The organism is Variovorax sp. 05T418 (assembly GCF_056396385.1).
The window spans coordinates 57,600-84,298 of record NZ_JBFTLJ010000011.1 but is presented as its reverse complement, the minus strand read 5'-3'; the positions used below and the strand labels follow the sequence as shown (position 1 = coordinate 84,298).

25 protein-coding genes are annotated in these 26,699 nt (G+C 68.9%); 10 read left to right on the top strand and 15 right to left on the bottom strand.

Going from position 1 to position 26,699, the window contains the following annotated elements; genetic code table 11:
* Window positions 1–5 precede the first annotated feature (5 nt).
* The 6 genes from AC1DMS_RS21685 to argS form a co-directional block, all read right to left on the bottom strand.
* Window positions 6–1,598: an RNA polymerase factor sigma-54 gene (locus AC1DMS_RS21685; RefSeq protein ID WP_062363710.1), complete on the bottom strand. Its 1,593-nt coding sequence runs from the start codon at window positions 1,596–1,598 to the stop codon at window positions 6–8.
* 17 nt (window positions 1,599–1,615) lie between these two features.
* Window positions 1,616–2,410, bottom strand: coding sequence for an LPS export ABC transporter ATP-binding protein (gene lptB, locus AC1DMS_RS21680; RefSeq protein WP_018904015.1), 795 nt, complete (start codon window positions 2,408–2,410; stop codon window positions 1,616–1,618).
* Window positions 2,407–3,126: a lipopolysaccharide transport periplasmic protein LptA gene (gene lptA, locus AC1DMS_RS21675; protein ID WP_018904014.1), complete on the bottom strand. Its 720-nt coding sequence runs from the start codon at window positions 3,124–3,126 to the stop codon at window positions 2,407–2,409. Before lptA ends, lptB begins: the two co-directional genes overlap by 4 nt.
* A gap of 193 nt (window positions 3,127–3,319) precedes the next feature.
* Entirely contained in the window at window positions 3,320–3,967 is a 648-nt protein-coding gene (locus AC1DMS_RS21670; protein ID WP_012745626.1) for a thiol:disulfide interchange protein DsbA/DsbL, read from the bottom strand.
* Window positions 3,968–4,111: 144 nt separating this feature from the next.
* Window positions 4,112–4,849: an SPOR domain-containing protein gene (locus tag AC1DMS_RS21665; protein WP_478181798.1), complete on the bottom strand. Its 738-nt coding sequence runs from the start codon at window positions 4,847–4,849 to the stop codon at window positions 4,112–4,114.
* Window positions 4,850–4,856: 7 nt separating this feature from the next.
* Window positions 4,857–6,542: an arginine--tRNA ligase gene (gene argS / locus AC1DMS_RS21660; protein ID WP_478181797.1), complete on the bottom strand. Its 1,686-nt coding sequence runs from the start codon at window positions 6,540–6,542 to the stop codon at window positions 4,857–4,859.
* A gap of 131 nt (window positions 6,543–6,673) precedes the next feature.
* Here argS and AC1DMS_RS21655 point away from each other — a divergent pair, with 131 nt between their 5' ends.
* Window positions 6,674–7,060: a hypothetical protein gene (locus tag AC1DMS_RS21655; RefSeq protein WP_436287175.1), complete on the top strand. Its 387-nt coding sequence runs from the start codon at window positions 6,674–6,676 to the stop codon at window positions 7,058–7,060.
* 60 nt (window positions 7,061–7,120) lie between these two features.
* Here AC1DMS_RS21655 and AC1DMS_RS21650 read toward each other — a convergent pair whose 3' ends face one another.
* From AC1DMS_RS21650 to AC1DMS_RS21620, 7 genes are all read right to left on the bottom strand, one after another.
* Complete coding sequence (locus AC1DMS_RS21650; RefSeq protein WP_436287174.1) at window positions 7,121–9,166, bottom strand: spermidine synthase; 2,046 nt, start codon at window positions 9,164–9,166, stop codon at window positions 7,121–7,123.
* A gap of 6 nt (window positions 9,167–9,172) precedes the next feature.
* Window positions 9,173–9,625, bottom strand: coding sequence for a DUF2214 family protein (locus tag AC1DMS_RS21645; RefSeq protein WP_012745621.1), 453 nt, complete (start codon window positions 9,623–9,625; stop codon window positions 9,173–9,175).
* A 62-nt stretch (window positions 9,626–9,687) separates the two neighbouring features.
* Complete coding sequence (locus AC1DMS_RS21640) at window positions 9,688–10,632, bottom strand: LysR family transcriptional regulator (protein ID WP_369664100.1); 945 nt, start codon at window positions 10,630–10,632, stop codon at window positions 9,688–9,690.
* 54 nt (window positions 10,633–10,686) lie between these two features.
* Window positions 10,687–11,631 carry an SMP-30/gluconolactonase/LRE family protein gene (locus AC1DMS_RS21635; RefSeq protein ID WP_369664099.1) on the bottom strand — a complete coding sequence of 315 codons (945 nt, stop codon included), beginning with the start codon at window positions 11,629–11,631 and terminating at the stop codon, window positions 10,687–10,689.
* Between the two features lie 22 nt (window positions 11,632–11,653).
* Window positions 11,654–12,634 carry a Bug family tripartite tricarboxylate transporter substrate binding protein gene (locus AC1DMS_RS21630; RefSeq protein ID WP_369664098.1) on the bottom strand — a complete coding sequence of 327 codons (981 nt, stop codon included), beginning with the start codon at window positions 12,632–12,634 and terminating at the stop codon, window positions 11,654–11,656.
* A 4-nt stretch (window positions 12,635–12,638) separates the two neighbouring features.
* A complete protein-coding gene (locus tag AC1DMS_RS21625) occupies window positions 12,639–13,829 on the bottom strand; it encodes a CaiB/BaiF CoA transferase family protein (protein WP_478181796.1) in 1,191 nt (396 codons plus the stop codon).
* Window positions 13,822–14,760: a hydroxymethylglutaryl-CoA lyase gene (locus AC1DMS_RS21620; RefSeq protein WP_412510234.1), complete on the bottom strand. Its 939-nt coding sequence runs from the start codon at window positions 14,758–14,760 to the stop codon at window positions 13,822–13,824. The genes AC1DMS_RS21625 and AC1DMS_RS21620 overlap by 8 nt, the downstream gene beginning before the upstream one ends.
* A 125-nt stretch (window positions 14,761–14,885) precedes the next feature.
* Here AC1DMS_RS21620 and AC1DMS_RS21615 point away from each other — a divergent pair, with 125 nt between their 5' ends.
* The 4 genes from AC1DMS_RS21615 to AC1DMS_RS21600 all read left to right on the top strand — a co-directional run bounded on the left by AC1DMS_RS21615 (window position 14,886) and on the right by AC1DMS_RS21600 (window position 20,193).
* Window positions 14,886–15,626 carry an IclR family transcriptional regulator gene (locus tag AC1DMS_RS21615; protein WP_412510233.1) on the top strand — a complete coding sequence of 247 codons (741 nt, stop codon included), beginning with the start codon at window positions 14,886–14,888 and terminating at the stop codon, window positions 15,624–15,626.
* Window positions 15,627–15,737: 111 nt separating this feature from the next.
* Window positions 15,738–16,415, top strand: coding sequence for a haloacid dehalogenase type II (locus AC1DMS_RS21610; protein ID WP_412510232.1), 678 nt, complete (start codon window positions 15,738–15,740; stop codon window positions 16,413–16,415).
* A gap of 56 nt (window positions 16,416–16,471) precedes the next feature.
* Entirely contained in the window at window positions 16,472–18,646 is a 2,175-nt protein-coding gene (locus AC1DMS_RS21605) for a malate synthase G (RefSeq protein ID WP_012745615.1), read from the top strand.
* 236 nt (window positions 18,647–18,882) lie between these two features.
* Window positions 18,883–20,193, top strand: coding sequence for an MFS transporter (locus AC1DMS_RS21600; RefSeq protein ID WP_412510231.1), 1,311 nt, complete (start codon window positions 18,883–18,885; stop codon window positions 20,191–20,193).
* 55 nt (window positions 20,194–20,248) lie between these two features.
* On the opposite strand, the gene AC1DMS_RS21595 is transcribed toward AC1DMS_RS21600, so the two are convergent.
* Together AC1DMS_RS21595 and AC1DMS_RS21590 are read right to left on the bottom strand one after the other, a co-directional pair.
* Window positions 20,249–20,467 carry a hypothetical protein gene (locus AC1DMS_RS21595; protein ID WP_012745611.1) on the bottom strand — a complete coding sequence of 73 codons (219 nt, stop codon included), beginning with the start codon at window positions 20,465–20,467 and terminating at the stop codon, window positions 20,249–20,251.
* 307 nt (window positions 20,468–20,774) lie between these two features.
* Window positions 20,775–21,710 carry a LysR substrate-binding domain-containing protein gene (locus tag AC1DMS_RS21590; RefSeq protein ID WP_412510230.1) on the bottom strand — a complete coding sequence of 312 codons (936 nt, stop codon included), beginning with the start codon at window positions 21,708–21,710 and terminating at the stop codon, window positions 20,775–20,777.
* Window positions 21,711–21,792: 82 nt separating this feature from the next.
* Here AC1DMS_RS21590 and AC1DMS_RS21585 point away from each other — a divergent pair, with 82 nt between their 5' ends.
* The 5 genes from AC1DMS_RS21585 to AC1DMS_RS21565 all read left to right on the top strand — a co-directional run bounded on the left by AC1DMS_RS21585 (window position 21,793) and on the right by AC1DMS_RS21565 (window position 26,698).
* Window positions 21,793–22,110, top strand: coding sequence for a DUF2917 domain-containing protein (locus AC1DMS_RS21585; protein WP_026283921.1), 318 nt, complete (start codon window positions 21,793–21,795; stop codon window positions 22,108–22,110).
* A gap of 133 nt (window positions 22,111–22,243) precedes the next feature.
* Window positions 22,244–23,422, top strand: a complete 1,179-nt coding sequence (locus AC1DMS_RS21580; RefSeq protein ID WP_412510229.1) for an acetyl-CoA C-acetyltransferase — start codon at window positions 22,244–22,246, stop codon at window positions 23,420–23,422.
* Window positions 23,422–24,228, top strand: a complete 807-nt coding sequence (locus AC1DMS_RS21575) for an enoyl-CoA hydratase-related protein (protein ID WP_412510228.1) — start codon at window positions 23,422–23,424, stop codon at window positions 24,226–24,228. Before AC1DMS_RS21580 ends, AC1DMS_RS21575 begins: the two co-directional genes overlap by 1 nt.
* Before the next feature lie 3 nt (window positions 24,229–24,231).
* The gene (locus tag AC1DMS_RS21570) at window positions 24,232–25,395 is read left to right on the top strand and encodes an acyl-CoA dehydrogenase family protein (protein ID WP_412510227.1); all 1,164 of its coding nucleotides are present in this window, start codon (window positions 24,232–24,234) and stop codon (window positions 25,393–25,395) included.
* A 46-nt stretch (window positions 25,396–25,441) separates the two neighbouring features.
* Window positions 25,442–26,698 (top strand): 6-phosphofructokinase, encoded by a 1,257-nt coding sequence (locus AC1DMS_RS21565; RefSeq protein WP_412510226.1) that lies wholly within the window; start codon window positions 25,442–25,444, stop codon window positions 26,696–26,698.
* Window position 26,699: the final 1 nt, after the last annotated feature.

Below are 26,699 nucleotides of genomic sequence, written 5' to 3'. Positions count from 1 at the left end.
GCTTTCTACAGCGCCTTGCGGAGGTTGGCGGGCGCGATGCGCAGGGCCTCGCGGTACTTGGCCACGGTGCGGCGCGCGCACTCGATGCCCTGCTCCTTGAGCATCTCGGAGATCTGGCTGTCGGACAGCGGCTTCTTGATGCTCTCGGAGCTCACGAACTGCTTGATCAGCGCGCGCACCGCGGTGCTCGATGCATTGCCGCCGGTCTCGGTGCCCAGCGCCGAGCCGAAGAAGTACTTGAGCTCGACCGTGCCGAAAGGCGTGGACATGTACTTGGCCGTGGTCACGCGCGAGATGGTCGATTCGTGCAGGCCGAGTTCGTCGGCAATCTCGCGCAGCACCAGGGGTCGCATCGCGAGCTCGCCGTGCACGAAGAAGCTCTTCTGCCGCTCGACGATGGCGTTGCTCACGCGCAGGATGGTGTCGAAGCGCTGCTGGATGTTCTTGATGAACCAGCGCGCCTCCTGCAGCCGCTGCGACAGCGCCTGGCTGCCCTCGCCCTTGTGCGACTTGAGCGCGCCGGCATAGATGTCGTGCACGCGCAGCCGCGGCATCACTTCGGGGTTGAGCATGACGCGGAACTTGGCATTGGTGCCGCGGCCGATCTTGGTGACGATCACGTCGGGAATCACGATGTTGCGCTCGACATCGACAAAACGGCGGCCCGGCTTGGGCTCCAGGCGCGAGATGACCTGCAGCGCCGAGCGCACCAGCTCTTCGTTGGTGCGCGTGAGCGTGGCCAGGCGCTTGAAGTCGCGCCGCGCGAGCAGCTCCATCGGCTGCTTGCAGATCGCGATGGCGGTCTTGCGCACCAGCGCCTGTTCCTCGGTCTCGCTTTCGCTGGCGAGCGCGCGCAGCTGGATGCAAAGGCATTCGCCCAGGTCGCGCGCGCCGACGCCGGCCGGCTCCAGGCTCTGCAGCAGGCCGAGCGCCACCTGGAAGTGGTGCACCAGCTCGTCGAACTGGTCGTTGTCGTCGCCCGCGAGGCCCGAGGCCAGCGCCGGCAGGGAGTCTTCGAGATAGCCGTCGTCGTTGAGCGATTCGATCAGGAAGCGCAGCGCGGCGCTGTCGTTCTCGTTGAGCCGCAGGCTCAGCGCCTGCCGGTGCAGGAAGGACTGCAGCGACTCCTGGCTGCGCGCGAGCTCGGTGGCGTCGGCGCGCTCGTCGTCGCCCAGGTTGTTCTGGCGCGCGGGGGCATCGCTGCCCCATTCGCTGTCGTCGGGCGCCATGTCGACGGTGCCGTCGCCTTCCCAGTCGGGCTCGCGCTCGGTGGCGTCGGCGGCGGGAACCTCGGACTCGGCCGTGGAGGCGGTTTCGCTGGACGTGGCGGTCGCGCTGCTGGCCGGGGCCGAGCTGAATTCGCCCTCGGCGGCTTCACCGGCCTCGTCGCGCGGCACCGGCGTGTCGATGGCGTCGAGCCCGAATTCCTCGCGCGCGGCTTCTTCCGCGGTGCGTTCGAGGAACGGGTTCTCGTCCAGCATCTGCTCCACTTCCTGGCTCAGTTCGAGCGTGGACAGCTGCAGCAGCCGGATCGACTGCTGCAGCTGGGGCGTGAGCGCCAGGTGCTGCGAAACGCGAAGGGACAGCCCTTGCTTCATGGAGACCGACTCCTCCCTTACATCCGGAAGTGCTCGCCGAGGTACACCCTGCGTACTTCGGCGTTGTCGACGATCTCCGAGGGTGTGCCTTGTGCCAGCACATGCCCGTCGCTGATGATGAACGCGTGATCGCAGATGCCCAGCGTTTCACGCACGTTGTGGTCGGTGATGAGCACGCCGATGCCGCGCTCCTTCAGGAAGCTGATGATCCGTTGGATTTCGATCACCGCGATCGGGTCGATGCCGGCAAAGGGCTCGTCCAGCAGGATGAAGCGCGGCTGCGTGGCCAGCGCGCGGGCGATCTCGACCCGGCGCCGCTCGCCGCCCGAGAGCGCGAGCGCGGGCGAATCGCGAAGATGGTCCACCCGCAGGTCGGCCAAAAGGCCCGAGAGGCGCTCCTCGATGCGCTGCTTGGTTAGCGGCGCGGGCTTGCCGCTGGCGTCGGGCTCGCGCTGGAGCTCGAGCACGGCGCGCACGTTTTCCTCGACCGTGAGCTTGCGGAAGATCGAGGCTTCCTGCGGCAGGTAGCTCAGGCCCATGCGCGCGCGCCGGTGGATCGGCATGTGGGCGATGGGCTCGCCGTCGATGGTGATCTCGCCCGCATCGGCCCGCACCAGCCCCACGATCATGTAGAACGAGGTGGTCTTGCCGGCGCCGTTGGGGCCGAGCAGCCCGACGACCTCGCCCTTTTGCACGTCGAGCGAGACATCCCGCACGACCTTGCGGCTGCCGTAGCTCTTCTGCAGGCCGCGCACCACCAGGCGGCTGCCCGGCGTGCCGTCGGCGTTCTGGGTTCCAGCGGCTTCGATCACTTGCGCCTTTCCCCGTCGCCGCCCAGCGTGGTGCTCGAGCGCAGGCCGGCACCGGGTGCCGGCTGGGGCGCGGCCGCCGCTGGCGCGGCCCGTCCGCCGGCGGGCGCCGAGGCTCCGGGCGCCGGCGCGGTGGCGCTCTTGGGCGTGAGGATGGTCCGCACGCGTCCGCCTGGGGGTGCGTTCACGCCCGTGTTGGGCGGCACGGTGGAACCGTTGACCGTGTAGGTGTCGTTGCTCTGGTCGTAGACGATGAGCGCGCCGGTGCTCTCGTCGTTGGGCGTGGCGCCGATCAGCCGGCGCATGACGGCATTGCGGATGAACTTGACGTTGTCGGCGCGGCTGTCGTATTCGATGACCTCGGATTCGCCCTCGATCCACTCGTCGGGCGCATTGCGCTTCTGCTTGTAGTAGGCCCTTTTGCCGGGCGCCGCCGTGACCACGCCGTACTGGTAGCCCTCGGCGTCCTGGCGCACGTCGATGCGCGCGCCGCGGATGATGATCGTGCCCTTGGTGACCAGCACGTTGCCCGTGAACACGCTCGTCTGCTTGAGATCGTCGTAGCGCATTGCATCGGATTCGATGTTCATCGGCTTGCTGCGGTCGGCGGTCTCGGCCAGCGCGCCCGAGGCCAGGCCGGCCAGCAGCAGCGCGCCGGCGGCCAGGCGGCGGATTCGGCGAACGAAGGGGGTGGTGTGGGGATAGGAGGGCAATGTCATAGAGGCACGAAACTTGCTCTGAACCATTGTATGCGGCGGATCAGCACCAGCCACCAACGCCGATGAAAAAGGCCCGCCGAAGCGGGCCGGTGTCCCCATCGGGAGACACCGCGGAACCGGCTTCGCCGGGCCGCAGGTGCCGCCCCTGCAAGGGGTGGGCGCAGCGGACACGAAGTGCCGCGCAGCGTGGGGGCTAGCCCTTTTTCGCTTCGCCGATCAGGTAGTTGGTGACCTGCAGCGCCTTGGTCATGTTGCCGGCCAGCTCGCCGTCCACGTACCAGCGCCCGTTCACGGCCAGCGCCGGCACGCCGGCCACCTTGTAGGCGTCGGTCAGCTGCGCGGCGCGCTTGGCCTTGCTGGCCACGCCGAAGGAGGTGAAGACTTCCTTGAACTTGGCGCCGTCCAGCCCGTTGGCCCCGGCCCAGGCAATGATGTTGGCATCGCCGTTCACGTTCTGGCGCTGCTTGTGGATGGCGTCGAAGACCTTCGGCTGGAATTCATCGACCTTGCCCATGGCTTCGAGCGCGTAGTACAGGCGCTGCTTGGCCTCGACGTCGTTGCCCACGAAGGGCACGGGCACGCGGCGGAACGCCACTTCCTTGGGCACCGTCTTTAGCCAGGCTTCCAGCTGCGGCTCGAAGTCGTTGCAGTGCGGGCAGTTGTACGAGAAGAACTCGATCACCTCGACCTTGCCCGCCGGCGCGTCGACCGGCACGCGCTTGTCGAGCACCAGGTACTCGGTGCCGGCCTTGGGCGCGCGCGCCTGGGCGTGTGCGGTGTTGCCAGCCAGCGAAAGCAGGCCCAGCGAGGTGGCGGCCAGCGAAAAGTCACGACGTTTCATTGAAAGAGTTCTCCTGTTGGGTACGGCAGACTGAGCCGGCGCGCCGCGCGGAGTTCCCGCGTGCGGCATGCCCAGGGCGATCCTGGCGGCGGCCCATGCCGCGCGGCGAAGCTTAAAGAATATCCGCGGCGCCTGCCGGCTGGCTCAGCGCTGCACGCGCACGAGCGCCGATTCGAGGCCGCCGCTGTCGAGCCGCTCCTTCAGGCGATCGGCCTCGTCCTTCTTGTTGAACGGGCCCGCGCGCACCCGGTAGACCGTGCGGCCGGCCTGCTCGCGCTCGGTGACCCGGGCCTCGACACCCATCAGCGACAGCTTGGCGCGCTGGGCCTCGGCGTCGTCGGTGGTGCGGAAGGCGCCCGCCTGCACGAAGTACATGAACGGATCGGCACCCGCCGCCGCGCTGTTGCTGCTGGGCGCGGCGGAAGCCGTGGTGGTGCTGCCACTGTTGCCGCCGGCGCGCGCGCGGGCCAGGTCGCCGAGCGGATCGTTCGATGGCGGCAGGGAATTGGCCTCGGCCGGCACCGGGGCCGGGCGCGCGGGTTTCGGAGCCACCACCACCGGCACCGGCGGCGCGGGCGGCGGGGCCGTGCCCGGCGCCACGGCCGCGGTGTCGCCGCCGGCGGGTGGCGCCACCGGGCCGGCCGCGGCTGGCGGCTTGGGCGCGCCGGCCTTGCCTGCCAGCGGCGCGTTGGGGTCCCAGTCGCGGTTCTTGCGGGCTTCGGCTTCGTCCTGCTCGGCACCGCCGCGCTGGGTCTTGGTCACGAACGGGATCGGCACCTTGGTCACGTAGACCGCGATGCCCAGCGCGACACCCAACCCCAGCACCAGGCCGACGATGAGCCCGATGACGATGTTGCCGCGTTGTCTGGTTGTCTTCTTCATAGTCAGTTCACATCTTGCTCGGCGCACTGACGCCGAGAATCGCGAGGCCATTGTGCAGCACCTGCGCGGTGGCCGCGACGAGCGCGAGCCGCGCCAGCTTGACCGGCTCGTCGTCGACCAGGATGCGCTCGGCGTCGTAGTAGCTGTGGTAGCTGGCCGCCAGTTCGCGCAGGTAGAAAGTGACGTCGTGCGGCGCGAAATCCTTGGCGGCGGCCGTGAGCATGGCCGGGTACTTGGCCAGGAGCAGCATGAGCGCCTGCGCGGCCGGGCTTTCGAGCGGCGACAGGTCCACGTCCTTGAGCGAGGTGGCGTCGCCGCCCCAGCCCGCCAGCACCGAGCAGATGCGCGCATGGGCGTACTGCACGTAGTAGACCGGGTTGTCGTTGTTCTTGGCCACGGCGAGGTCGACGTCGAAGGTGTATTCGGTGTCGGGCTTGCGGCTCAGGAGGAAGAAGCGCACGGCGTCGGTGCTGGTCCACTCGATCAGGTCGCGCAAGGTGACGTAGCTGCCGGCGCGCTTGCTGATCTTGACCTCTTCGCCGCCCTTCATCACGCGCACCATGGTGTGCAGCACGTAGTCGGGATAGCCCTCGGGAATGCCCACGCCCGCCGCCTGCAGGCCGGCGCGCACGCGCGCGATGGTGCCGTGGTGGTCGGTGCCCTGGATGTTGACCACCTTGTGGAAGCCGCGCTCCCACTTGGCGATGTGGTAGGCGACGTCGGGCACGAAGTACGTGTACGTGCCGTCCTGCTTCTTCATCACGCGGTCCTTGTCGTCGCCGTAGTCGGTCGACTTCAGCCACAGCGCGCCGTCCTGCTCGTAGGTCTTGCCGGCGGCCACGAGCTTGCGCACCGCCTCCTCGACGCGGCCGCTGGTGTAGAGGCTGGATTCGAGATAGTAGTTGTCGAAGCGCACGCGGAAGGCCTGCAGGTCCAGGTCCTGCTCGCGGCGCAGGTAGGCCACGGCGAATTCGCGGATGGAGTCGAGGTCGTCGATGTTGCCGCTGGCGGTGTATTCCCGGTCGTCCGACTTGACGGTCTTCTTCGCCTTGAAGTCTTCGGCGATGTCGGCGATGTAGTCGCCGTTGTAGGCGGGCGCCTTTTCGCCGCTCGGCCATTCGGGGTCGCCGGGCTTGAAGCCGCGGGCGCGCAGCTGGGTGCTGTGGGCCAGCGTCTGGATCTGCACGCCGGCGTCGTTGTAGTAGAACTCGCGCCAGACGGTGTCGCCCTGCGAGGCGCGCAGGTTGCAGATGGCGTCGCCGAGCGCGGCCTGGCGGCCGTGACCGACGTGCAGCGGCCCGGTCGGGTTGGCCGAGACGAACTCGACCAGCACCTTTTCGCCGGTGGCGGGCTGCTGGCCGAAGGCGCCGCCCGCGGCCAGCACCTCGCGCACGATCTGCTGCTTGGCAGCCGTCTTGAGGCGGATGTTGAGGAAACCGGGGCCGGCGACCTCGATGGCTTCGACCCATTGGCCGAAAACCGGGGTGGCGAGCAGCGCGGCACTGAGCTCCTCGGCCAGTTCGCGCGGCTTGCGCCCGAGCGGCTTGGCGAGTTGCATGGCGGCCGTGCTGGCGAAATCGCCGTGGGCAGCCACCTTGGGCGACTCGAACGCGGCTTTGGAGCCAGCGCCGGGCGAGAGGGATTCGAGCGTGTTCGCGAGCGCCGCGAGCAGCTCCTGTTTGACCAATAGCATCTGCGAATTTTACCGGGGGCAAACCCGGGGCGCCGTTGACCATCGTCATCCGATCGCTGGCTTGGGCCGTTAGAAGCCTCGGCCCCGGGGCGGGGCACCTGTCACAACCCACCTTGCAAGGACATATCACCATGAAGAAGTTCCTTTCCCTGGTCGCCCTGGGCGCCTGTCTCTCCTTCGGCGCCGCACAGGCACAAGACAAGGCCCCGGCTGCCAAGGCTCCGGCACCTGTCACCGCTCCCGCAGCGACCCCCGCCGCTCCTGCGGCGGCCACCCCCGCAGCGCCCGCCACCGCGGCAGCGCCCGCCGCGAGCTGCGAATCCAAGGCCATCGACAAGAACGGCAAGCCGCTGGCCGGCGCCGCCAAGGGCAGCTTCATCAAGAAGTGCGAAAAAGACACCAAGGCCGCCGCAGCACCCGCTTGCGCAGCCAAGGCCGTCGACAAGAACGGCAAGCCGCTGGCCGGCGCCGCCAAGAACAGCTTCATGAAGAAGTGCGAAAAGGACGCCAAGGCCTGAAGCCGCGCCGCGCTCCAGCCTGCGCAAACAGGGCCCGCCGCGTGCGGGCCTTTTTCATGGCTACTTCAGCACGCTCAGCAGGTTGTTGAAATCGTCGGTCCAGGGGCGGACGCCGGCGCGCAGCACGATCGGCGAGGCCGCGGCGCGCACCGGCTCGCGTGCCAGCACGGCGGGATCGCGCGCCACCAGCACCCAGTCGGTCGGGCTGAGCCACCTCGAGGCTTCGGCGTCGTCGCTCACGAGCACGGCATGCAGGCCCTTCAGCTCGGCGATCCGCGCGACCACGGGCGCGAGCTCGAGGAAACGGTTGGTCACATGGAAGGCCACGATGCCATCCGGCTTCATGTGCCGCAGGTAGACATCCATGGCCTGCGCCGTGAGCAGGTGGGCCGGCACCGCATCGCCCGAGAAGGCGTCCACCGCGAGCAGGTCGAAGCCCTGCGGCGGCTCGCGCTCCAGCGCCAGCCGCGCATCGCCGAGCACGCGCTCGATGCGCGCGGGGCTGTCGCGCAGGAAGCTGAATTCGCTGTCCGCGAGCTCGAACACCTGTGGATTGATCTCGTAGATGCGGTAGGCGTCGCCGCTGCGGCCGTAGCTCGCGAGCGTGCCGGCGCCCAGGCCGATCAGCCCCACACGGCGCGGCCCGGCCGGTGCAGCAGCCATGGCGCGGCCGATGCCCGAGGTGGCGCCGTAATAGGTGGTGGGCTCGCGCCGGCGGGCCGGGTCCAGGAACTGCTCGCCGTGCTTGATGGAGCCGTGCGACAGCACCCGCACGCTGTCCGAGGGATGGAGGCGCCGCATGTCGAAGGTGATCAGCGCGCCATGGAAATTGCGCAGCAGGTGGCGCGCGTCCGACCGGTCGCTCGCGATCTGCGCCATCAGGAAGTACGCGCAGCCGGCCGCCAATGCCACGCTCATGGCCCGCAGCCAGTTCCGGCGGCGCAGGACGGCCGCCGCCGTGAGCGCCGTCAGCACCAGGCCGATGCCCAGCTCGTAGTACGCCGGCAGCACATGCGGCGCCACCAACCCGACCGTGGCGCCGCCCAGCGCGCCGCCGAGCGCGAGCATCAGGTAGAAGCGCGTGAGATAGCGCGGCGCCGGCCGCAGCCTGGCGGTTTCGCCGTGCAGGAACATGCATAGCACGAACAGGCCGCCGACATAGATCGGCAGCCCCGTGCGCACGTCCGAGCCGATGTGGTGCTGCAGCCCGAAGGCGCACAGCAGCAGCACGCCCGCCGCCAGCGGCAGGAAGACGCCGCGCCGGTACCAGCGGTCGCTCTCGAAGCACAGCACGAAGGTGAACAGGTACAGCGACAGCGGCACGATCCAGAGAAAGGGAACCGCCGCGACGTTCTGGGTGATGTGGTTGGTCACGGCCAGCAACAGCCACGACGCCAGCGCCGGCAGCACGAGCCAGAGCAGGCCGTCGGACCAGCGCGGCGGTTTTTCGCTATCGGCGGCGGCCGCGGCCTGGCCGGGCGCCGCGCCAACCGGCACAGCCGCAGGCCAGCGGTATGCCACCAGCAATGTCGTGCCGGCGCACAGCAGCGCGAACAGGCCGTAGCCCCACGACCAGCCGAGCGCCTGCTGCAGCAGCGAGCTGCGCGGCTCGATCAGCACCGGGTAGCTCAGCAGCGACAGCAGCGACGCCAGGTTGGAGAGCGAGAAGTAGCGGTACACCCGCGCGCTCCAGGGCGTGCGCGCCACCCACGACTGCACCAGCGGCCCGGTGGTCGACAGAAGAAAGTACGGAAGGCCGATGGTCGCGAGCAGCAGCCCCAGGATCAGCCACGCCGGGTCTTCGGCGCCGGTGGGCTTCCAGCGCGCGGCCACCACCAGCGGAAGGAAGGCCAGGCTCGCCAGCAGCAGCCCCACGTGCAGCGCGGCCTGCGCGCGCACGCGAAGGCGGCGCGTGACCCAGTCGGAGTACGCATAGCCCGCGAGCAGCACGGCCTGGAAGAACACCATGCAGGTCGACCAGACGGCGGCCGAGCCGCCGAACCAGGGCAGGATCTGCTTGGCGATCAGCGGCTGCACCAGGAACAGCAGGAACGCGCTGCTGAAGATCGTGCCGGCAAACAGAAGCTGGATGCCGGCGCGTTCCATGCGCGCCTACTTGCCGAAGCCGCGCGCGAGGAACACGGCGACCAGCGGAATCAGCGCGATCAGGTGGGCCTGCACCATCACCAGCCGGCGCGTCTTGCGGATGTCGGCCTCGGCCGGCAGCGTGCCGTTGGCGCGCAGCGCCTTGCGCCAGCGGAAGTAGGTGAGCGTCGGAAAGATCGAGAGCACGCCGACGATGATGAACAAGCCGAGCTTCACGTGCAACAGCGGGTTGGTCCAATACCACGCCGTGCCCTTCACGCCCCACACCGTGCGCGCAATGCCGGTGGCGAGCACCGCGATGGCGGCCATGCCGTAGACCATGTCGACCTTGGCGAGCCGCTCCACCACGGCGGCATTGAGCCACTGCACGCGGCACAGCGCCGCTTCGCTGGAGATGAAGACGACCATCGTGAGGATGGCCAGCAGATGCAGGTAGGCGAGGATGGCTTCGAGGGTCATCGATGGCTTTCTTCTTCAATGGGGTTGCAAATGCTTGCAGATTGTGACGCCGCTCGCGCGCTTTACCCCCTGCCGCCCCAGAATTCGGGCCGTCCGTACTGCTCCTTGAGGAAATCAAGCCACAGTCGCACCCGCAGCGGCAGGTGCTTGGTGCCCGCGAAGACCGCGTAGATGCCGTTGGGCGGCGCGGCGAATTCGTCCAGCAGCGGCACCAGCAGGCCGGCGTCGATCTCGGCCTCCACTTCCCAGGTGCTGCGCCACGCGATGCCGTGGCCGGCCAGGCACCAGTCGTGCAGCACCTGGCCGTCGGAGCAATCGAGCGGGCCCTCGGGCCGCAGGTAGATCAGTTCTTCGCCGGCCTCCTCGCCGGCAGCCGCCGGGGCGCGCGGAATGCGGAATGCCCAGCCGCGCGTCTGCGAGGCGTCGCTCGACAGCGTGAGGCAGGCAAAGCGCGACAGCTCGTTCGGATGCCGCGGCATGCCGTGGCGGCGCACGAACTCCGGCGTGGCGACGCAGCGGCGGCGGTTGTCGGCCAGCCGCACGCTGACCAAGGACGAGTCGGGCATGTCGCCCACGCGCACCGCGCAGTCGAAGCTCTCGCCGCGCACGTCGACCACGCGGTCGCTCAGGTTCAGCGAGATCGTGACCTCCGGGTGCAGCGCATGGAAGCGCGGCACCAGCGGCGCCACGTGGCGGCGGCCGAAGCCGGCCGGCGCCGTCACGCGCAGGTGGCCGCTGGCCTTGACGCCGCCGGCGCTCACGCTGGCCTCGGCATTGGCGAATTCGGTCAGCAGGCGCTGGCAGTCCTCGAGAAAGGCGCTGCCTTCGTGCGTGAGCGTGATGCGCCGCGTGGTGCGCACCAGCAGCTTGACGCCCAGCCGCGCTTCGAGCGCGTCGAGCCGCCGCCCCATGATCGCAGGCGCCACGCCCTCGGCCTTGGCCGCGGCCGTGAGACCGCCGCGGGTCGCCACCGAGACGAAGGATTCGAGTTGCTTCAGGCGGTCCATGGCGGCGGAACTATAGCCCGCGGCGCCGCGAGCCTGGGCCGGCGCCCGCCGCGGCTATTTCTGGGCCCGCGAGTACGTGGAGTGCGAATAGAGCGGCGCTCCGCCCACCGGCAGCTCGGCTTCCAGCACGCTGCCGGTGGCCGAATCGGTGAGCACCAGCTGCCGCGTGCCCGGCCGGAAGGCAAGGTTGGTCACGGTCTGGCCGGCCGGGCTGCGGACCATGTGCGTGACCTCCCCGCGCGCATTGAGCACGAAGGCGCCGCCCAGGCTGGCATGGGCAACGACCAGCCCGCCATCGGCCGTGAGCGCAAGCCCGTCGGGGCCGCTGGTTCCGAAGAAGGTCTGCAGCGCGCCGACCTTGGAGAGGCTGCCGTCGGGCAGCAGCGGCGCGCGCCAGACCTGGTTGCCGCGGGTGACGGCCACGAACAGCACCTTGCCGTCGCCGCTGGTTGCCACGCCGTTGGGGCTGGGCGCGTTGGCCAGCAGCAGGTCGAGGCGGCCATCGGCATTCCACCGGTAGACGCGGCCGGTGGGATCGTGCAGTCCGGTCTGGCCCTGGTCGGTGAAATAGAGCCGTCCTTCCAGGTCGAAGACGAGGTCGTTCACGCCCTTGAAGGATTCGCTGTTGCGATGCCCGAGCACCGTCTCGACCGCGCCGCCGGCCGCATCGAGCCGCAGGATGCCGCGCCGGTAGTCGGCGATCCACAGGCTGCCGTCGGCATGGACCGCCAGGCCGTTGGGCCAGCCGTCGTAGGCCGCCACCAGCTGCCATTCGAGCGACGAGGGCGCGATCCTGAAGATGCGGCCGTAGGGAATGTCGGTGACGTACAGGTTCCCGGCCCGGTCGAACGCGGGGCCTTCCAGGAAGCTGTCCATCACGTGGCCCGGTTTGTTGGCGTCGACCCAGTCGGTGCGGCGCGGCGTGCGAAACGCATCGGGCAGGCGCGTGAGCACGCGCGCCTCGATGATCTCGGGCGGCTGGAAGCTCAGGTTCCACATGGCTGCATGGTCTCCGGTGGGGTCAGTCGGGCTGCACGCCCGCGGCCTTGATCACCTGGCCCCAGGCCTGGGTCTGACCGTGAACGAACTTGCCGAAGTCGGCCGGGGACAGGCCGCCCGGGCTGGCGCCCTGCTCCGCAAAGCGCTTCGCGAGGTCCGGCGATGCCAGCGCCTTCTTCACCTCGGCATGCAGCTTGTCGATGATCGGTTGCGGCGTGCCCTTGGGCGCCGCGATGCCGAACCAGTTGCTGGCGGTGAAATCCTTCAGGCCGGTCTCGGCGCTGGTGGGCGCCTCGGGCAAGGCGGCAAGGCGCTGCGGCGAGGTCACGAGCAGTGCGCGCACCTTGCCGCCCTTGACCTGCGGGATGGCCGTGGGCGCTGCGGTGACCAGCACGTCGACCTGTCCCGACACCACGCCCAGCATCGCTTCGCCCGCGCCCTTGTAGGGCACGTGGGTGAGCCCGAGCTTGCCGTTCTGCTTGAGCAGTTCGCCACCCAGGTGGGTGGAGCTGCCCACGCCGCCCGAGCCGAAGGTCAGCTTGCCGGGGTTCTTGCGGGCCTCGTCGATCAGCGCCGCCACGCTCTTGTAGGGCGAGTTCGCACCCACCACCACGACCAGCGGCGCATCGACGATGGTCGTCACGGGCACCAGGTCGGCGGGCTCCCACGGCAGCTTCCTGAAGAGGTGCGGCAGCATCGCGTAGGTGGTGTCGTTGACCAGGAAGGTGCCTCCGTCCGGCGCGGACTTGGCCACCAGGCTGGAGCCGATCGTGCCGCTCGCGCCGGCCTTGTTCTCCACATAGAAGGAGATGCCGGTCTGCTCGGTGAGCTTCTGGGCGATCTGGCGCGCGGCGTAGTCGGTGGTGCCGCCGGGCGCGTACGGGACCACCAGGCGCACCGGCTTGCTCGGCCACGCGGTGTCTGCGGCCAGGGCGGGAAGGCAAGCCGCGGTCGCGGCGCAGAAGAACAGGACGGGCAAGGCGCGCCGCGGGATGGAAGGCATTGGCTCAGTCTCCAAGGGTGATGTTGCGTGTCCTGAGGGCGGCGATCTCCGTGTCGCTGTAGCCCACTTCCCTCAGCAGCTCGCCCGTGTGCTCGCCGATGCGCGGCGGCTGCAGGCGGATGCCGGGGCGCTCGCCGTCGAGCGTGAAGGGCATCAGCGGCACCTTGGCCATGTGGCCGTCGTTCATGCGCACGGGCGCGAGGCCGCCGGTGGCGTTCAGGTGCGGATCGTCGAACAGCTGCTGCGGCTTGGTGATGGGCGCGAAGGGCAGCTCGTTCTGCTCGAACACCGCGCTGAGTTCGGCGGCGCTGTAGCCGGCCAGGTGCGAGCGCAGGATCGGCATCATCCAGTCGCGCGCGAGCACGCGGTCGTTGTTGGTCTTCAAGCGCGGGTCGGCCAGCATTTCTTCCAGGCCGAAGGCCCTGCAGAAGATGGCCCACTGCTTGTCGCTCACGGCCGCCAGGAAGATCTGCTCGCCGTCCTTCACGGTGAACACGTCGTACACGGCCCAGGCCGAGATGCGGCTGGGCATCGGGTCGGCGGCCTTGCCGGTGGCGGCGAACTGCATCATGTGCTGCGCGACCAGGAACACGTTGTTCTCGAACAGCGCGGACTGCACCTCGCAGCCCTTGCCGGTGAGCTCGCGCTGGCGCAGCGCGGCCATCGCGCCGATGGCGCCGAACATGCCGCCCATGATGTCGTTCACGCTGGTGCCCGCGCGCAGCGGGTCGCCCGCGCGGCCGGTCATGTAGGCGAGGCCGCCCATCATCTGCACCACTTCGTCCAGAGCCGTGCGATGGTCGTAGGGGCCGGGCAGGAAGCCCTTGTGGCTCACGTAGATGAGGCGCGGGTTGAGCTGCTTCAGGCTGTCGTAGTCCAGGCCCAGCTTCTTCATGGTGCCGGGCTTGAAGTTCTCGCTCACGATGTCGGCCGTGGCGACGAGGCGCAGCGCGGCCTCCACGCCCTCCCGTGTCTTGAGGTCGAGCGCGATGCTCTTCTTGTTGCGGTTGAAGGTCGGGAAGAAGCCCGAGCCCGAGCCGAGCAGGCGGCGCGTGCTGTCGCCCTCGATGGGCTCGACCTTGATGACCTCGGCGCCGAGGTCGGCCAGCAGCAGGCCGCAGGTCGGGCCCATCACCATGTGGGTGAACTCGACGACGCGGACGCCGGCGTACGGCAGGGGTTGGGATTCAGGCATGTGCGGTGGTTGTCTGTTGAACAAAGCCCTTGGGCAGGCCGGCTTCGGGCGTCATGCCGTAGACCGGTTCGCCGGGCAGGCCGGCCATGAGCGGCGCGCGCGCCGCGATGAGCTTCTGGATGTCGATGCCGGTGCGAACGCCCATGGCCTCGAACATGAAGACGAGGTCCTCGGTGACCGCATTGCCCGAGGCGCCGGGCGCATAAGGGCAGCCGCCAAGGCCGCCGAGCGAGGCGTCGAAGGTGCGCACGCCCTCGTCCCAGGCGGCCAGGCAGTTGGCGATGCCGAGGCCGCGCGTGTTGTGCATGTGGGCGGCGCCGGCGTGCGCGCCGAGCTCGGCGCGCAGGCGCCTGAAGAGCCGGCGCACCTGTGCGGGGTTGGCGTAGCCGACGGTGTCCGACAGGCCCGCTTCTTCCGCGCCGGCCTCGATGCACTGCGCGGCGAGGCGGATCACGTCGTCTTCCGGCACCAGCCCCTGCAGCGTGCAGCCGAAGGCGGTGGAGATGCCGGCCTCGAGCCTCACATGCGGCGCCATCGCGCGGCGCAGCTCGGAGATGGCGCGCACTTCTTCCACCATTTCCGTGGGCGTCTTGCGCACGTTGGCGAGCGAGTGCGCCACGCTGGCCGAAACCGGCATCGTGAGCTTGTGCGCGCCCGCTTCGAGCGCCGCCAGCGCGCCCTTGCGGTTGGGCACCAGCGCCATCACGGTGAGGCCGGGCAAGGTGATGGCGTGGCGCACCACCTCGGCGGCGTCGGCCATCTGCGGCAGCAATCTGGCGGGCACGAAGGAGGCGACCTCGATCTCGCGCACGCCAGCCGCGTGGAGTGCATCGATCCAGCGCAGCTTGTCGGCCGTGGGCATGGTGGCCTTGACCGACTGCAGGCCGTCGCGCGGGCCGACCTCGCTGATGAGGACGTCGGGGGGTGTCATCGGTTTCGTCTCCTTGGAGCGATCGCCTGACCGGGCATCGATCGCTTGACAGTTCTATCTTGCAGAACTAAATTCCGTTAAACAGAATTAAACCGCCGAACGACTTCCCCTGTCAAGCCGACGCCATGCCCCGCAAAGCCCAGACCGAATCGGTTTCAGACCTCAATGCCGCGCCCGGCGGCGCCGCCGCGGTCGACCGCGCGCTGAGCCTGCTTTCGGCCTTCCAACCCGGCGACGAGGCGCTCACGCTCGCGCAGTTCGCCGAGCGCACGCAGCTCTACAAGAGCACGGTGCTGCGGCTTCTGGCCTCGCTCGAACATGCGCGGCTGATCCGCCGGCAGGACGACGGGCGCTATGCGCTGGGCGCGGAGATCGCTCGGCTGCACGGCCTCTATGCGGCGTCGCTGTCGCTCGACCGCATCGTGCTGCCGGTGCTGCGCGCGCTGGCCGCAACGACGGGTGAGAGCGCGGCGTACCACGTGCGGCAGGAACAGGGCGACAGCTGGGTGCGGCTGTGCCAGTTCCGTGTCGATTCCTCGCACGTGGTGCGCGACCACGTGCGCACGGGCGACCTGCTGCCCAACGACCGCGGCGCCGGCGCGCGCGTGCTGATCGCCTTCGGCCCCGAGGCCGAGCGCCCGCGCGGCGCCAGGGAGCGCAAGCTGTACGACGAGATCCGCGCCCAGGGCTACTGCGCGCTGGTGGGCGACCGTACGGCCGAGCTGGCCGGCATCTCGGCACCGGTGTTCCATGCCGACGGCCGCCTGGCCGCGGCGGTCACGCTGACGATGCCGGCGCACCGCTACGACGCGCGCCACATCGAGCCGGTACGCGCCGCGGCCCGTGAGCTGAGCGGAGCCCTCTGACAAAAAGGAAGAGAAAACGCAGGTCTTCCTGCGATTACCTTCATTTTTGTCACTGATAAATCCCGATCTTGGTTATTACTTGTCGGCAAAGTATCGAATAAAGTCCAAGCCATGGATCAACCCGGCGCAGTGCTCTTCGATGCCTACGGCACGCTGTTCGACGTCTACAGCGTCGGGCAGACGGCCGAGCGCCTGTTCGCGGGCCAGGGTCAGGCGCTGGCCGCGGGCTGGCGCGACAAGCAGATCGAATACACGCGACTCGTCACCACCAGCAATCACGGCGCCCACTACCGGCCCTTCGGCGAACTCACGCGCGCCGCGCTGCGCTACACCTGCAAGCGGCTGGGCCTCGGCCTGACCGAAGCCGCCGAGCAGCAGCTGATGGACCAGTACCGCACGCTCACGGCTTTTCCCGAATGCCGCGAAGTGCTTCAGGCGCTCAAGGACCGCGGCGTGGTCACCGGCATCCTCTCGAACGGCGACCCCGGCATGCTCGACGCCGCCGTGCGCAGCGCCGGGCTCGATGGCCTGCTGGACCATGTGCTGAGCGTCGACGGCATCCGCAAGTACAAGACGCATCCCGATGCGTACCAGCTCGGCGTCGCCGCCACCGGCCTGGCGCCCGGGCGCATCGCCTTCGTGAGCTGCAACGGCTGGGACGCGCTCGGCGCCACCTGGTTCGGCTTTCGCACGCTCTGGGTCAACCGCTACCAGCTTCCGTTCGAAGAACTCGGCACGCAGCCCGAACGCATCGGCAGCAGCCTGCGCGACGTGCTCGGGTTCTTCTGACAGACACCGCTCCTCATTTCATTCAGCATTGCACCGTTCTCAAGGAGAGAAAAAACATGACCGCCCGCACCACCACCCACGGCCTCCAGGTTGCGACCGAGCTTCACCGCTTCATCGAAGACAAGGTCCTGCCCGCCAGCGGCGTGGCCAGCGATGTTTTCTGGAAAGGCTTCGACGCCATCGTCCATGACCTCGCGCCGAAGAACATCGCGCTGCTGGCGGAACGCGACCGCCTGCAGGCCGAGCTCGACGCCTGGCACAAGAAGAACCCCGGCCCGATCGCCGACATGCCGGCCTACCGCGCCTTCCTCGAGAAGATCGGCTACCTGCTGCCGCAGCCGAAGGGCGCGAAGGCCACCACCGCGAACGTCGATTCCGAGCTCGCGCTGCAGGCCGGCCCGCAATTGGTGGTGCCGATCCTCAATGCCCGCTACGCGCTCAACGCCGCCAATGCGCGCTGGGGTTCGCTGTACGACGCGCTCTACGGCACCGATGCCATTCCCGAAACCGGCGGTGCCGAAAAGGGCAAGGGCTACAACCCCGTGCGCGGCGCCAAGGTCATCGAATTCGCGCGCAACGTGCTCGACCAGGCCGCACCGCTCGAAAACGGCTCGCACAAGATGGCAACCGGCTACAGCGTGAAGGACGGCAAGCTCGTGGTCGCGCTGCAAAGCAGCAGCACCGGCCTCGCCGATCCCGCGCAGTTCGTCGGCTACCAGGGCGATGCGGCCGCGCCGTCGTCGGTGCTGCTCAAGCACAACGGCATCCACCTGGACATCCGCATCGACCGCAGCACGCCCATCGGCAAGGGCGACGCCGCCGGCGTGAGCGACCTGGTGCTCGAAGCCGCGCTCTCGACCATCCTCGATCTCGAAGACTCGGTGGCCGTGGTCGATGCGGCCGACAAGGTGGTCGCCTATTCGAACTGGCTCGGCATCGTCGAGGGCACGCTCACCGAAGAAGTCGCCAAGGGCGGCAAGACCTTCACGCGCGGCCTCAACCCCGACCGCGAATACACCGGCGCCGACGGCCGCCCCGTGAAGCTGCACGGCCGCTCGCTGATGTTCCTGCGCAACGTGGGCCACCTGATGACCAACCCGGCCGTGCTGTATGCAGGCGGCAAGGAAATTCCCGAAGGCATCCTCGATGCCGTGGTCACCACCACCATCGCGATGATCGACCTGAAGCGCAAGGGCAACTCGCGCACCGGCAGCATCTACATCGTCAAGCCCAAGATGCACGGCCCGGCCGAAGTGGCCTTTGCAAGCGAGCTGTTCGGCCGCGTCGAGCAGCTGCTCGGCCTGCCCGCCAACACCGTGAAGCTCGGCATCATGGACGAGGAGCGCCGCACCAGCGTCAACCTCAAGGCCTGCATCGCCGAGGCCGCCGCGCGCGTGGCCTTCATCAACACCGGGTTTCTCGACCGCACCGGCGACGAGATGCACACCGCCATGCACGGCGGCCCGATGATCCGCAAGGGCGACATGAAGTCCAGCGCGTGGATCGGCGCGTACGAGAAGAACAACGTGCTGGTCGGCCTCTCGTGCGGCCTGCGCGGCAAGGCGCAGATCGGCAAGGGCATGTGGGCCATGCCCGACCTGATGGCCGCCATGCTCGAGCAGAAGATCGCGCACCCCAAGGCCGGCGCCAACACCGCCTGGGTGCCCTCGCCCACCGCGGCCACGCTGCATGCGCTGCACTACCACCAGGTGAGCGTCACGGCCGTGCAGCAGGAGCTCGAGAAGATCGACGCCGACGCGGAGCGCGACAACATCCTCAATGCGCTGCTGCAGGTGCCCATCGCCCCCGCGGCCAACTGGACCGAGGCCGAGAAGCAGCAGGAGATCGACAACAACGTGCAGGGCATCCTCGGCTACGTGGTGCGCTGGATCGACCAGGGCGTGGGCTGCTCCAAGGTGCCCGACATCCACAACGTGGGCCTGATGGAGGACCGCGCCACACTGCGCATCTCGAGCCAGCACATCGCCAACTGGCTGCTGCACGGCGTGGTGACCAAGGCGCAGGTCGACGAGACCTTCCAGCGCATGGCCAAGGTGGTCGACGAGCAGAACGCCGGCGACCCGGTGTACCAGCCGATGGCCGGCCACTTCGACACCTCGGCCGCGTACAAGGCCGCGCAGGACCTGGTGTTCAAGGGCATCGAGCAGCCGAGCGGGTATACCGAGCCGCTGCTGCATGCGTGGCGGCTGAAGGTGAAGGGCGAAGTCTGATCTTCGGCCTCTTTCCTGAGTCAACCAACGGCACCTTCGGGTGCCGTTCTTGTTTTTATGCGTCCGGTCCGGCCTTTTTTCTTAGGTGCATTTCGAGCGTCGCAATGCCGAAGTCGTTGTCAATTTCCGAGGCGCCGTCTCGGAAATCGGTTGCTACGAGGCGTCGCCACTGCGACCCTGCGTGCCCGACGATCAATTAGCATCCAGGTCGCCCCTCCTTCCTGGCCTCTCGCCCCATGAACCCGAACGCGGCATCCAAGCCCGCGGAGCGCCCCAGCTCACGCCTCTCCCGTTTCTCCCGCTGGTCCACCTCGACCACCGCGATGTTGATCGCCCTCGCCTCGGCCTTCGCCCTGAGCCAGGCCTTCCGCACCGTCGGCGCCATGATGGCCACGCCGCTCAGCGGCCACTTCGGCCTCTCGCCCCAGCAGATCGGCACCTGGGCAGGCACCTTCCACTTCATGTTCGGCATCATGCAGCTCGCGATGGGCGTGTCGATCGACACGTTCGGCGTGCGCCGCACGGTGCTCGCCGCCTTTCCGCTGGCCGTTGCGGGTGCCGCACTGTGCGCGGTGGCATCGAGCTTCCATGCGCTGCTGCTCGGGCAGGCGCTGATCGGCGTCGGCTGCGCGCCGGCCTTCCTGGCCTGCACGGTGTTCATCGCACGGCATTTCGATGCCTCGCGCTTCACCGCGATGTCGGGGCTGGTGATGAGCCTCGCAGGCCTGGGCATCCTGTTCACCGGCACGCCGCTGGCGCTGCTGATCGAAGCCGCGTCATGGCGCGCCGGCTATGCGGTGCTGGCTGCGTCCGCCGTGCTTTCGTGGATCCTCATCTTCTGGCGCGTGCGCGACCCCGTGCGCGCGGAGGACCGCACGAGCGCGGAGACCGCGCCGGCCGAACGCCAGTCGCTGCGCAAGGCCGTGCGCGAACTGCTCCCGCTCTTTGCCATGCCGCACACACTGGGCCTGCTGTGCTTTGCCTGCGTGTCATATGCGGCCTTCATCACCCTGCGCGGCCTTTGGCTCGGCCCCATGCTGCACGACCGCCATGGGCTGTCGCTGGTCAGCAGCGGCAACGTGGCGCTGGTGATGACCATCGCCGGCATGATCAGCCCCGCCATGTTCGGCCGCCTCGACCCGGGCGGCAGGCGGCGCGGCCGCTGGCTCATGGGCTGCGCGTTCGCGGCCGCGGTGATCTTCGCGCTCATGGCGTTCACGCATTCGCTGGCCGTCGACATCGGCCTGCCGATTCTCTATGGCCTGCTCTCGGGCTACTCGGTGCTGCAGTATTCGTACACGCGCGCTGCCTATCCGGCGGCCATGACCGGGCGCGCGCTGTCGCTGCTCAACATGGCGATGTTCCTCGGCGTGTCGCTCATGCAGTGGACGACGGGCGTGGCCGCGTCGTGGGCCGCGTCGAACGGCGTGGAGCCGTTTCGCGCGGTGTTCCTCACGATCACGGGCATGCTCGCGGTGGGCACGCTGGCGTTCCTGTTGCTGCCGCGTGCGCACGAAAAGGCGAGCCTCGCCTCCGCCCAGCCCTGAGCGGCATCGCGCCGTGGGCGTTCCACGATGACCTTGTCCATGTCTTCGCGCATGGTCAGCCCTCCCGCCCCAGGCTGCGCGCAGCCTTCTGCAACGCGACCTTCTGCGCGCGCCGTTCCGCACGGTGCGTGCGCAGATGCCGCCCGGCCTTCTGGTTCGATTCGCCGCGCGCGATCGCGGCCACCACGGGATTGCGAGGTGCCGCATTCGGCACCGAAAAATAAAACCGGCCCAGACGCTTGTCGTCGTCGCGGGCCTTTCGTTGAGCACTCATGTGCGCACACTCCAGAAACAGGAAAGCCCCGGCGAATGGCTGCGCGGGGCCTTTGTCGATGGGCCTCGGCGGATGCGTGGATGCACACGCGGCCGGGGCGGTCGGTGTGCGGGTCAGGTGTTCAGGAAACGGTTCATTGAATGTGTTGCCGCCCGGGAGGTTGGTCGTCGCCAGGCGCGGATGAAAAACTGTTGCTGAAAAACGAAGGGCGGATTCTGGCGAGCACGCGCGCTGTGTGCAAGCGCGGCACCTGCGGCTGTGGCGCAAAGCCCACGCCTCGCGCTGCGAGGCACTTGTCTCGAATCCCTCAGCTCCGCTGCGCCGCCTCGGCTTCGTCGCGCAGCCACTCTGCGAACTCCTGCGCATCGCGGTTGCCGGCGGCGCGCCGCGAGGCCTCGATGAAGTAGCCGCGGTGCGAGGCCGCACCTTCGCCGAGCGGCGCCACCAGGCGGCCGTCCTGCACCAGCTCGCGCAGCAGCGGCAGCCGGCCGATCACCACGCCCTGCCCGGCCACGGCGGCGGCCACCGCATCGGCGTACTGGGTGAAGCGCAGCGTGCTCTTCATGCGCAGGTCGTCGAGCCCCATCACCTTGAGCCAGGGTTCCCAATCGGCGGTGGGCGCTTCGCTGTGGTCCGGGTATTCGACGGTGAGCAGGGTGAGCTTCGAAAAGTCCGCCGGCGTGCGCAGCGAGGCGGCAAGCTGCGGCGAGCACAGCGGGATCACCGATTCCTCGAACAGCGCCGGGCCGATGCCGCGGCCGATCGGCATGAAGCGCACCGCCAAGTCGAGCCGGCTGCTTTCCAGGTCGAGCACGTCGAGCGTGGCGGACACGCGCACGTCGACCTGCGGATGGCTGCCGGTGAAGCGCGCGAGCTTCGGAATGAGCCAGAGCGACGCAAAACCCGGCGTGGTGGTGATCGCCACCTGGCGCGGCGCGGAACTGGCACGCACCCGCGCGGTGGCGTCGCGCAGCCGCTCCAGGCTGTCGGTCACGGCCCGCTGCATCACGCCGCCGGCTTCGGTGAGCGCCAGCGCGCGGTGCCGGCGCTCGAACAGCAGCACGCCCAGGCTGGCTTCGAGCTGCTGGATCTGGCGGCTCACGGCCGACTGGGTCAGGTGCAACTCGCTGGCCGCGAGCGTGAAGCTCAGCCGGCGCGCCGCGGCCTCGAAGCTGCGCAGCAGCTCGAGCGGCGGCAGTTCGCCGGAGGCGGTGCCGAGGGCTTTCGCATTCTCTGGAAGCATGCAACGAGTTCCGAATTACCGTGTGCAAGAGGAAGGCCGGCTCACTATATTCATTCGTATCACGAATGCAATGGAGCTTGCCATGAGCACCCAGCCTCTTTCTTCTTCCCGCTTCCAGGTCAGCCTGCCGACCCGTTCCATCTTCTCGGTGCCCGATGGCGCCGGCGTGGGCATCGAATGCCGCAGCGGCTCGGTCTGGGTGACGCTCGACCGCGATCCGCGCGACATCGTGCTTGCGCCGGGCGAGCGCTTCGAAGGCAGCGAGCACCGGCGCGTGCTGGTGTCGGCGCTCGAAGCCTCGTGCATCACGGTGTCGGACGCGCAGCCCGCGGCCATGCCGCTGCCGACGCGGCGCCGGTCGCCTTGGCGACTGCTGCCGCTCGGGTTGTCCCCGGCTTGACCTGGGCGGCCCCGGCATCGACCCTCGATGCCATGGACCTTCCAAGCACCCAACGCCGCCGCCGTGACGGGCGGCTTTTTTGCGTCGGGCGCCGCGCGGTTCACGCTGTTTTCTTTTCTGGAGGGACATGACCATGGCAGAGGCATACATCGTGGCCGCCGCGCGCACGGCCGGCGGGCGGCGCGGCGGCAAGCTCGCGGGCTGGCATCCGGCCGACCTGGCGGCGCAGGTGATCGACGCACTGGTGGCAAGGAGCGGCATCGATCCGGCCGCGGTGGAAGACGTGATCCTCGGCTGCGTGAGCCAGGTGGGCGAGCAGGCGACCAACGTCGCGCGCAACGCGGTGCTGGCCTCGAGGCTGCCCGAGTCGGTGCCGGGCACCTCGGTCGACCGGCAGTGCGGCTCGTCGCAGCAGGCGCTGCACTTTGCGGCGCAGGCCGTGATGTCGGGCGCCATGGACGCGGTGATTGCAGGCGGCGTCGAGAGCATGACGCGCGTGCCGATGTTCACGCCCAATGCGCTGCCGGCCAAGGCGGGCCTGGGCACCTACATGAGCCCGGCCATGAAAAGGCGCTACCCCGGCGTGGAGTTCAGCCAGTTCACCGGCGCCGAGATGATCGCGAAGAACTACGGCATCGACAAGGACGCGCTCGACCGCTACGCGCTCGAAAGCCATCGCCGCGCCATGGCCGCGACGCGCTCGGGCGCGTTCGACGGCGAGATCGTGCCCATCGAGATCCTGCAGGCCGACGGCAGCGGCACGGGCGAGCGGCACACGGTGGACGAAGGCATCCGCTTCGATGCCACGCTCGAAGGCATTGCGGGCGTCAAGCTGATTGCCGAGGGCGGACGCTGCACCGCGGCCACCGCGAGCCAGATCTGCGACGGCGCGAGCGGCGTGCTGGTGGTGAACGAACGCGGCCTCAAGGCCCTGGGCGTGAAGCCGATCGCGCGCATCCACCACATGAGCGTGATGGGGCACGACCCCGTGATCATGCTGGAGGCCCCGCTGCCCGCCACGCTGCGCGCGCTCAAGAAGGCCGGCATGCGCATCCAGGACATCGATCTCTATGAAGTGAACGAAGCCTTCGCGCCCGTGCCCATCGCCTGGCTGGAGGCATTGGATGCCGACCCCGCGCGGCTCAACGTGAACGGCGGCGCGATCGCGCTCGGCCATCCGCTGGGCGCCTCGGGCACCAAGCTCATGGCCACGCTGGTCCACGCACTCGGCCGGCGCGGCAAGCGCTACGGCCTGCAGACGATGTGCGAAGGCGGCGGCATGGCCAACGTCACCATCGTGGAGCGGCTCTGATGAACGCACCGCAGCCCTATGTGCTCTACGCGCTGGCCGACGGCATCGCCACGCTCACGCTCAACCTGCCGGCCAAGCTGAATCCGATTGCGCGCGAGCTGCAGGTCGAGCTGCGCGACACGCTGGAACGCATCCGCGACGACCGTGCGGTGCGCGCCGTGATCCTGACCGGCGCCGGCAAGGCCTTTTGCGTGGGCGCCGATTTGAGCGCGATGGCGCCCGGCGGCGAAGGCAAGTCGCTCGGCGCGCAGACCGCGGAGTGGATGCAATCGCTCAGCAATCCGCTGATCGAGACGCTGCGCACGTTGCCCGTGCCGGTGGTGGCGGCCGTCAACGGCGCCGCGGCCGGCGCCGGCGTGGGCTTGGCGCTGGCGGCCGACGTGACGATCGCGGCGCGCAGCGCCTATTTCTACCTGCCCTTCCTGCCCAAGCTCGGCATCGTGCCGGACCTGGGCTGCACCTGGGCCATTCCGCGGCGCGCCGGCCGGGCACGCGCCATGGGCATGGCGCTGCTCGACGAGCGCCTGGGCGCCGAGCAGGCGGTGCAATGGGGCCTGATCTGGGCCTGCGCGGACGACGAACAGCTGCTCGACGAAGCGCGCGCCATCGCCCAGCGGCTCGCCCGCCTGCCGGCGCATGCGGTGGCCGAGGCGCGCGAAGCCTTCGAGGCCGCCGAGCGCCACACGCTGGCCGAGCAACTGCACTACGAAAGCGAGCGCCAGCGCGAGCTGATCGACCGCCCCAGCTTCCGCGAAGGCGTGAGCGCCTTCCTGCAGAAGCGTCCGCCAAGCTTCCCCGGGCGCTGAGCCATGATCGAACGCACGCTTTTCAGCGCCGACCACGAGGCCTTCCGCGACAGCTTCCGCCGCTTCATGGACAAGGAGATCGCGCCCTTCCACGAGGCCTGGGAAGAACAGGGCTACGTCGACCGCGCCGTCTGGTCCAAGGCCGGCGAGAACGGCTTTCTCTGCATGGCGCTGCCCGAGGCCTACGGCGGCGCGGGCGCCGACCTGCTCTATTCGGTGATCCAGTTCGAGGAGCTCTGGGCGCGAGGCTTCACGGGCATCGGCTTCGGGCTGCACAGCGAGATCGTGGCGCCGTACGTCCTGCGCTACGGCACCGAGGCGCAGAAGCAGCACTACCTGCCCAGGCTCGCGAGCGGCGAGATGGTCGGCGCCATCGCGATGAGCGAGCCTGGCGCGGGCAGCGACCTGCAGGCGGTCAAGACCAGCGCCATCCGCCAAGCCGACGGCAGCTACCTGCTCAATGGCAGCAAGACCTTCATCACCAACGGCTGGCATGCCGACCTCGTGATCGTGGTCGCCAAGACCGACCCGGCCGCGGGCGCCAAGGGCACCAGCCTGTTCCTGGTCGAGCGCGGCATGCCGGGCTTCGAAAAAGGCAAGCGGCTCAAGAAACTCGGGCTGAAGGCGCAGGACACCTCCGAGCTGTTCTTCGACGACGTGCGGCTGCCGGCCGACGCATTGCTCGGCGACGCCGCGCAGCTGAACCGCGGCTTCGTCTGCCTGATGGAGCAGCTGCCCTGGGAGCGGCTGCAGATCGCGATCAGCGCGGTGGCCGCGTCGCAGGCGGCCATCGACCAGACCGTCACTTATGTGAAGGAGCGCAAGGTGTTTGGCCAGCCGGTGGGCAGCTACCAGAACACGCGCTACACGCTCGCCGAGCTGCAGACCGAGGTGCAGGTGGCACAGGTGTTCGTCGACAAGTGCATCGAACTGCTGATGGCCGAGAAGCTCGATACCGCCACCGCCAGCATGGCCAAGTACTGGACCACCGACCTGCAGTGCAAGGTGATGGACGCCTGCGTGCAGCTGCACGGCGGCTACGGCTTCATGTGGGAGTACCCGATCACGCGCGCGTATGCCGATGCGCGGGTGCAGCGCATCTATGGCGGCACGAACGAGATCATGAAGGAAGTGATCACGCGGGCGATGGGCCTCGGCGGGCGCTGAAACAGCACCCCTGGCGCCCGGCCTGAGGCTGCGGGAGAATCGCCGCATGCCCATCCTCAACGCCTTCTACGCCCAGTCGGGCGGCGTCACCTCGGTCATCAATGCGTCGGCCTGCGGCGTGATCGAGACGGCACGAAAACACCCGGACCGCATCGGCAATGTCTACGCCGGGCGCAACGGCATCATCGGCGCGCTGACCGAGGAGCTGATCGACACCGGCGCCGAGCCGGCCGAGGCGATTGCGGCGCTGCGCAGCACGCCCTCGGGCGCCTTCGGCTCGTGCCGCTACAAGCTCAAGTCGCTCGAGAAGAACCGGCGCGAATACGAGCGGCTGATCGAGGTGTTCAAGGCGCACGGCATCGGCTATTTCTTCTACAACGGCGGCGGCGATTCGGCCGACACCTGCTTCAAGGTGAGCCAGCTGTCGCAGTCGCTCGGCTATCCGCTGCAGGCGATCCACGTGCCCAAGACCATCGACAACGACCTGCCGCTGACCGACTGCTGCCCGGGCTTCGGCTCGGTGGCCAAGTACGTGGCGGTGTCGACGCTGGAGGCCTCGTTCGACGTGCGCTCGATGGCGGCCACCTCCACCAAGGTGTTCGTGCTCGAGGTGATGGGGCGGCATGCGGGCTGGATCGCGGCGGCCGGCGGGCTGGTGGCCGACCATGGCATTCCGGTGGTGGTGCTGTTCCCCGAGATCGAGTTCGACAAGGCGCGCTTTCTCGCGCGCGTCGACGAACTGGTGAAGCAGCACGGCTACTGCTCGGTGGTGGTGTCCGAGGGCTGCCACTACCCTGACGGCAGCTTCCTGGCCGAGCAGGGCACGCGCGACGCCTTCGGCCATGCGCAGCTGGGCGGCGCGGCGCCCGTGGTGGCGCAGATGGTCAAGGAGGCGCTGGGCCACAAGTTCCACTGGGCCGTGGCCGACTACCTGCAGCGCGCGGCGCGGCACATTGCCTCGGCCATCGACGTGCGCCAGGCCTACGAGCTGGGGCAGCGCGCGGTCGAGCTCGCGCTCGAAGGCCGCAACGCGGTGATGCCGACCATCGAGCGCACCTCCGATGCGCCCTACACCTACCGCATCGGCAGCGCGCCGCTCGACGCGGTGGCGAATGTCGAAAAGCCGATGCCGCGCGACTTCATCTCGGAGGACGGCTGGAGCATCACCGACACGTGCAGGCGCTACCTGCTGCCTTTGATCGAAGGCGAGGACTACCCCGCCTACCGCAACGGCCTGCCGGTGTACGCAACATTGCGCAACGTGGCCGTGCCCAGGAAGCTGCCGGCCTTCGAGCTCGCCTGAC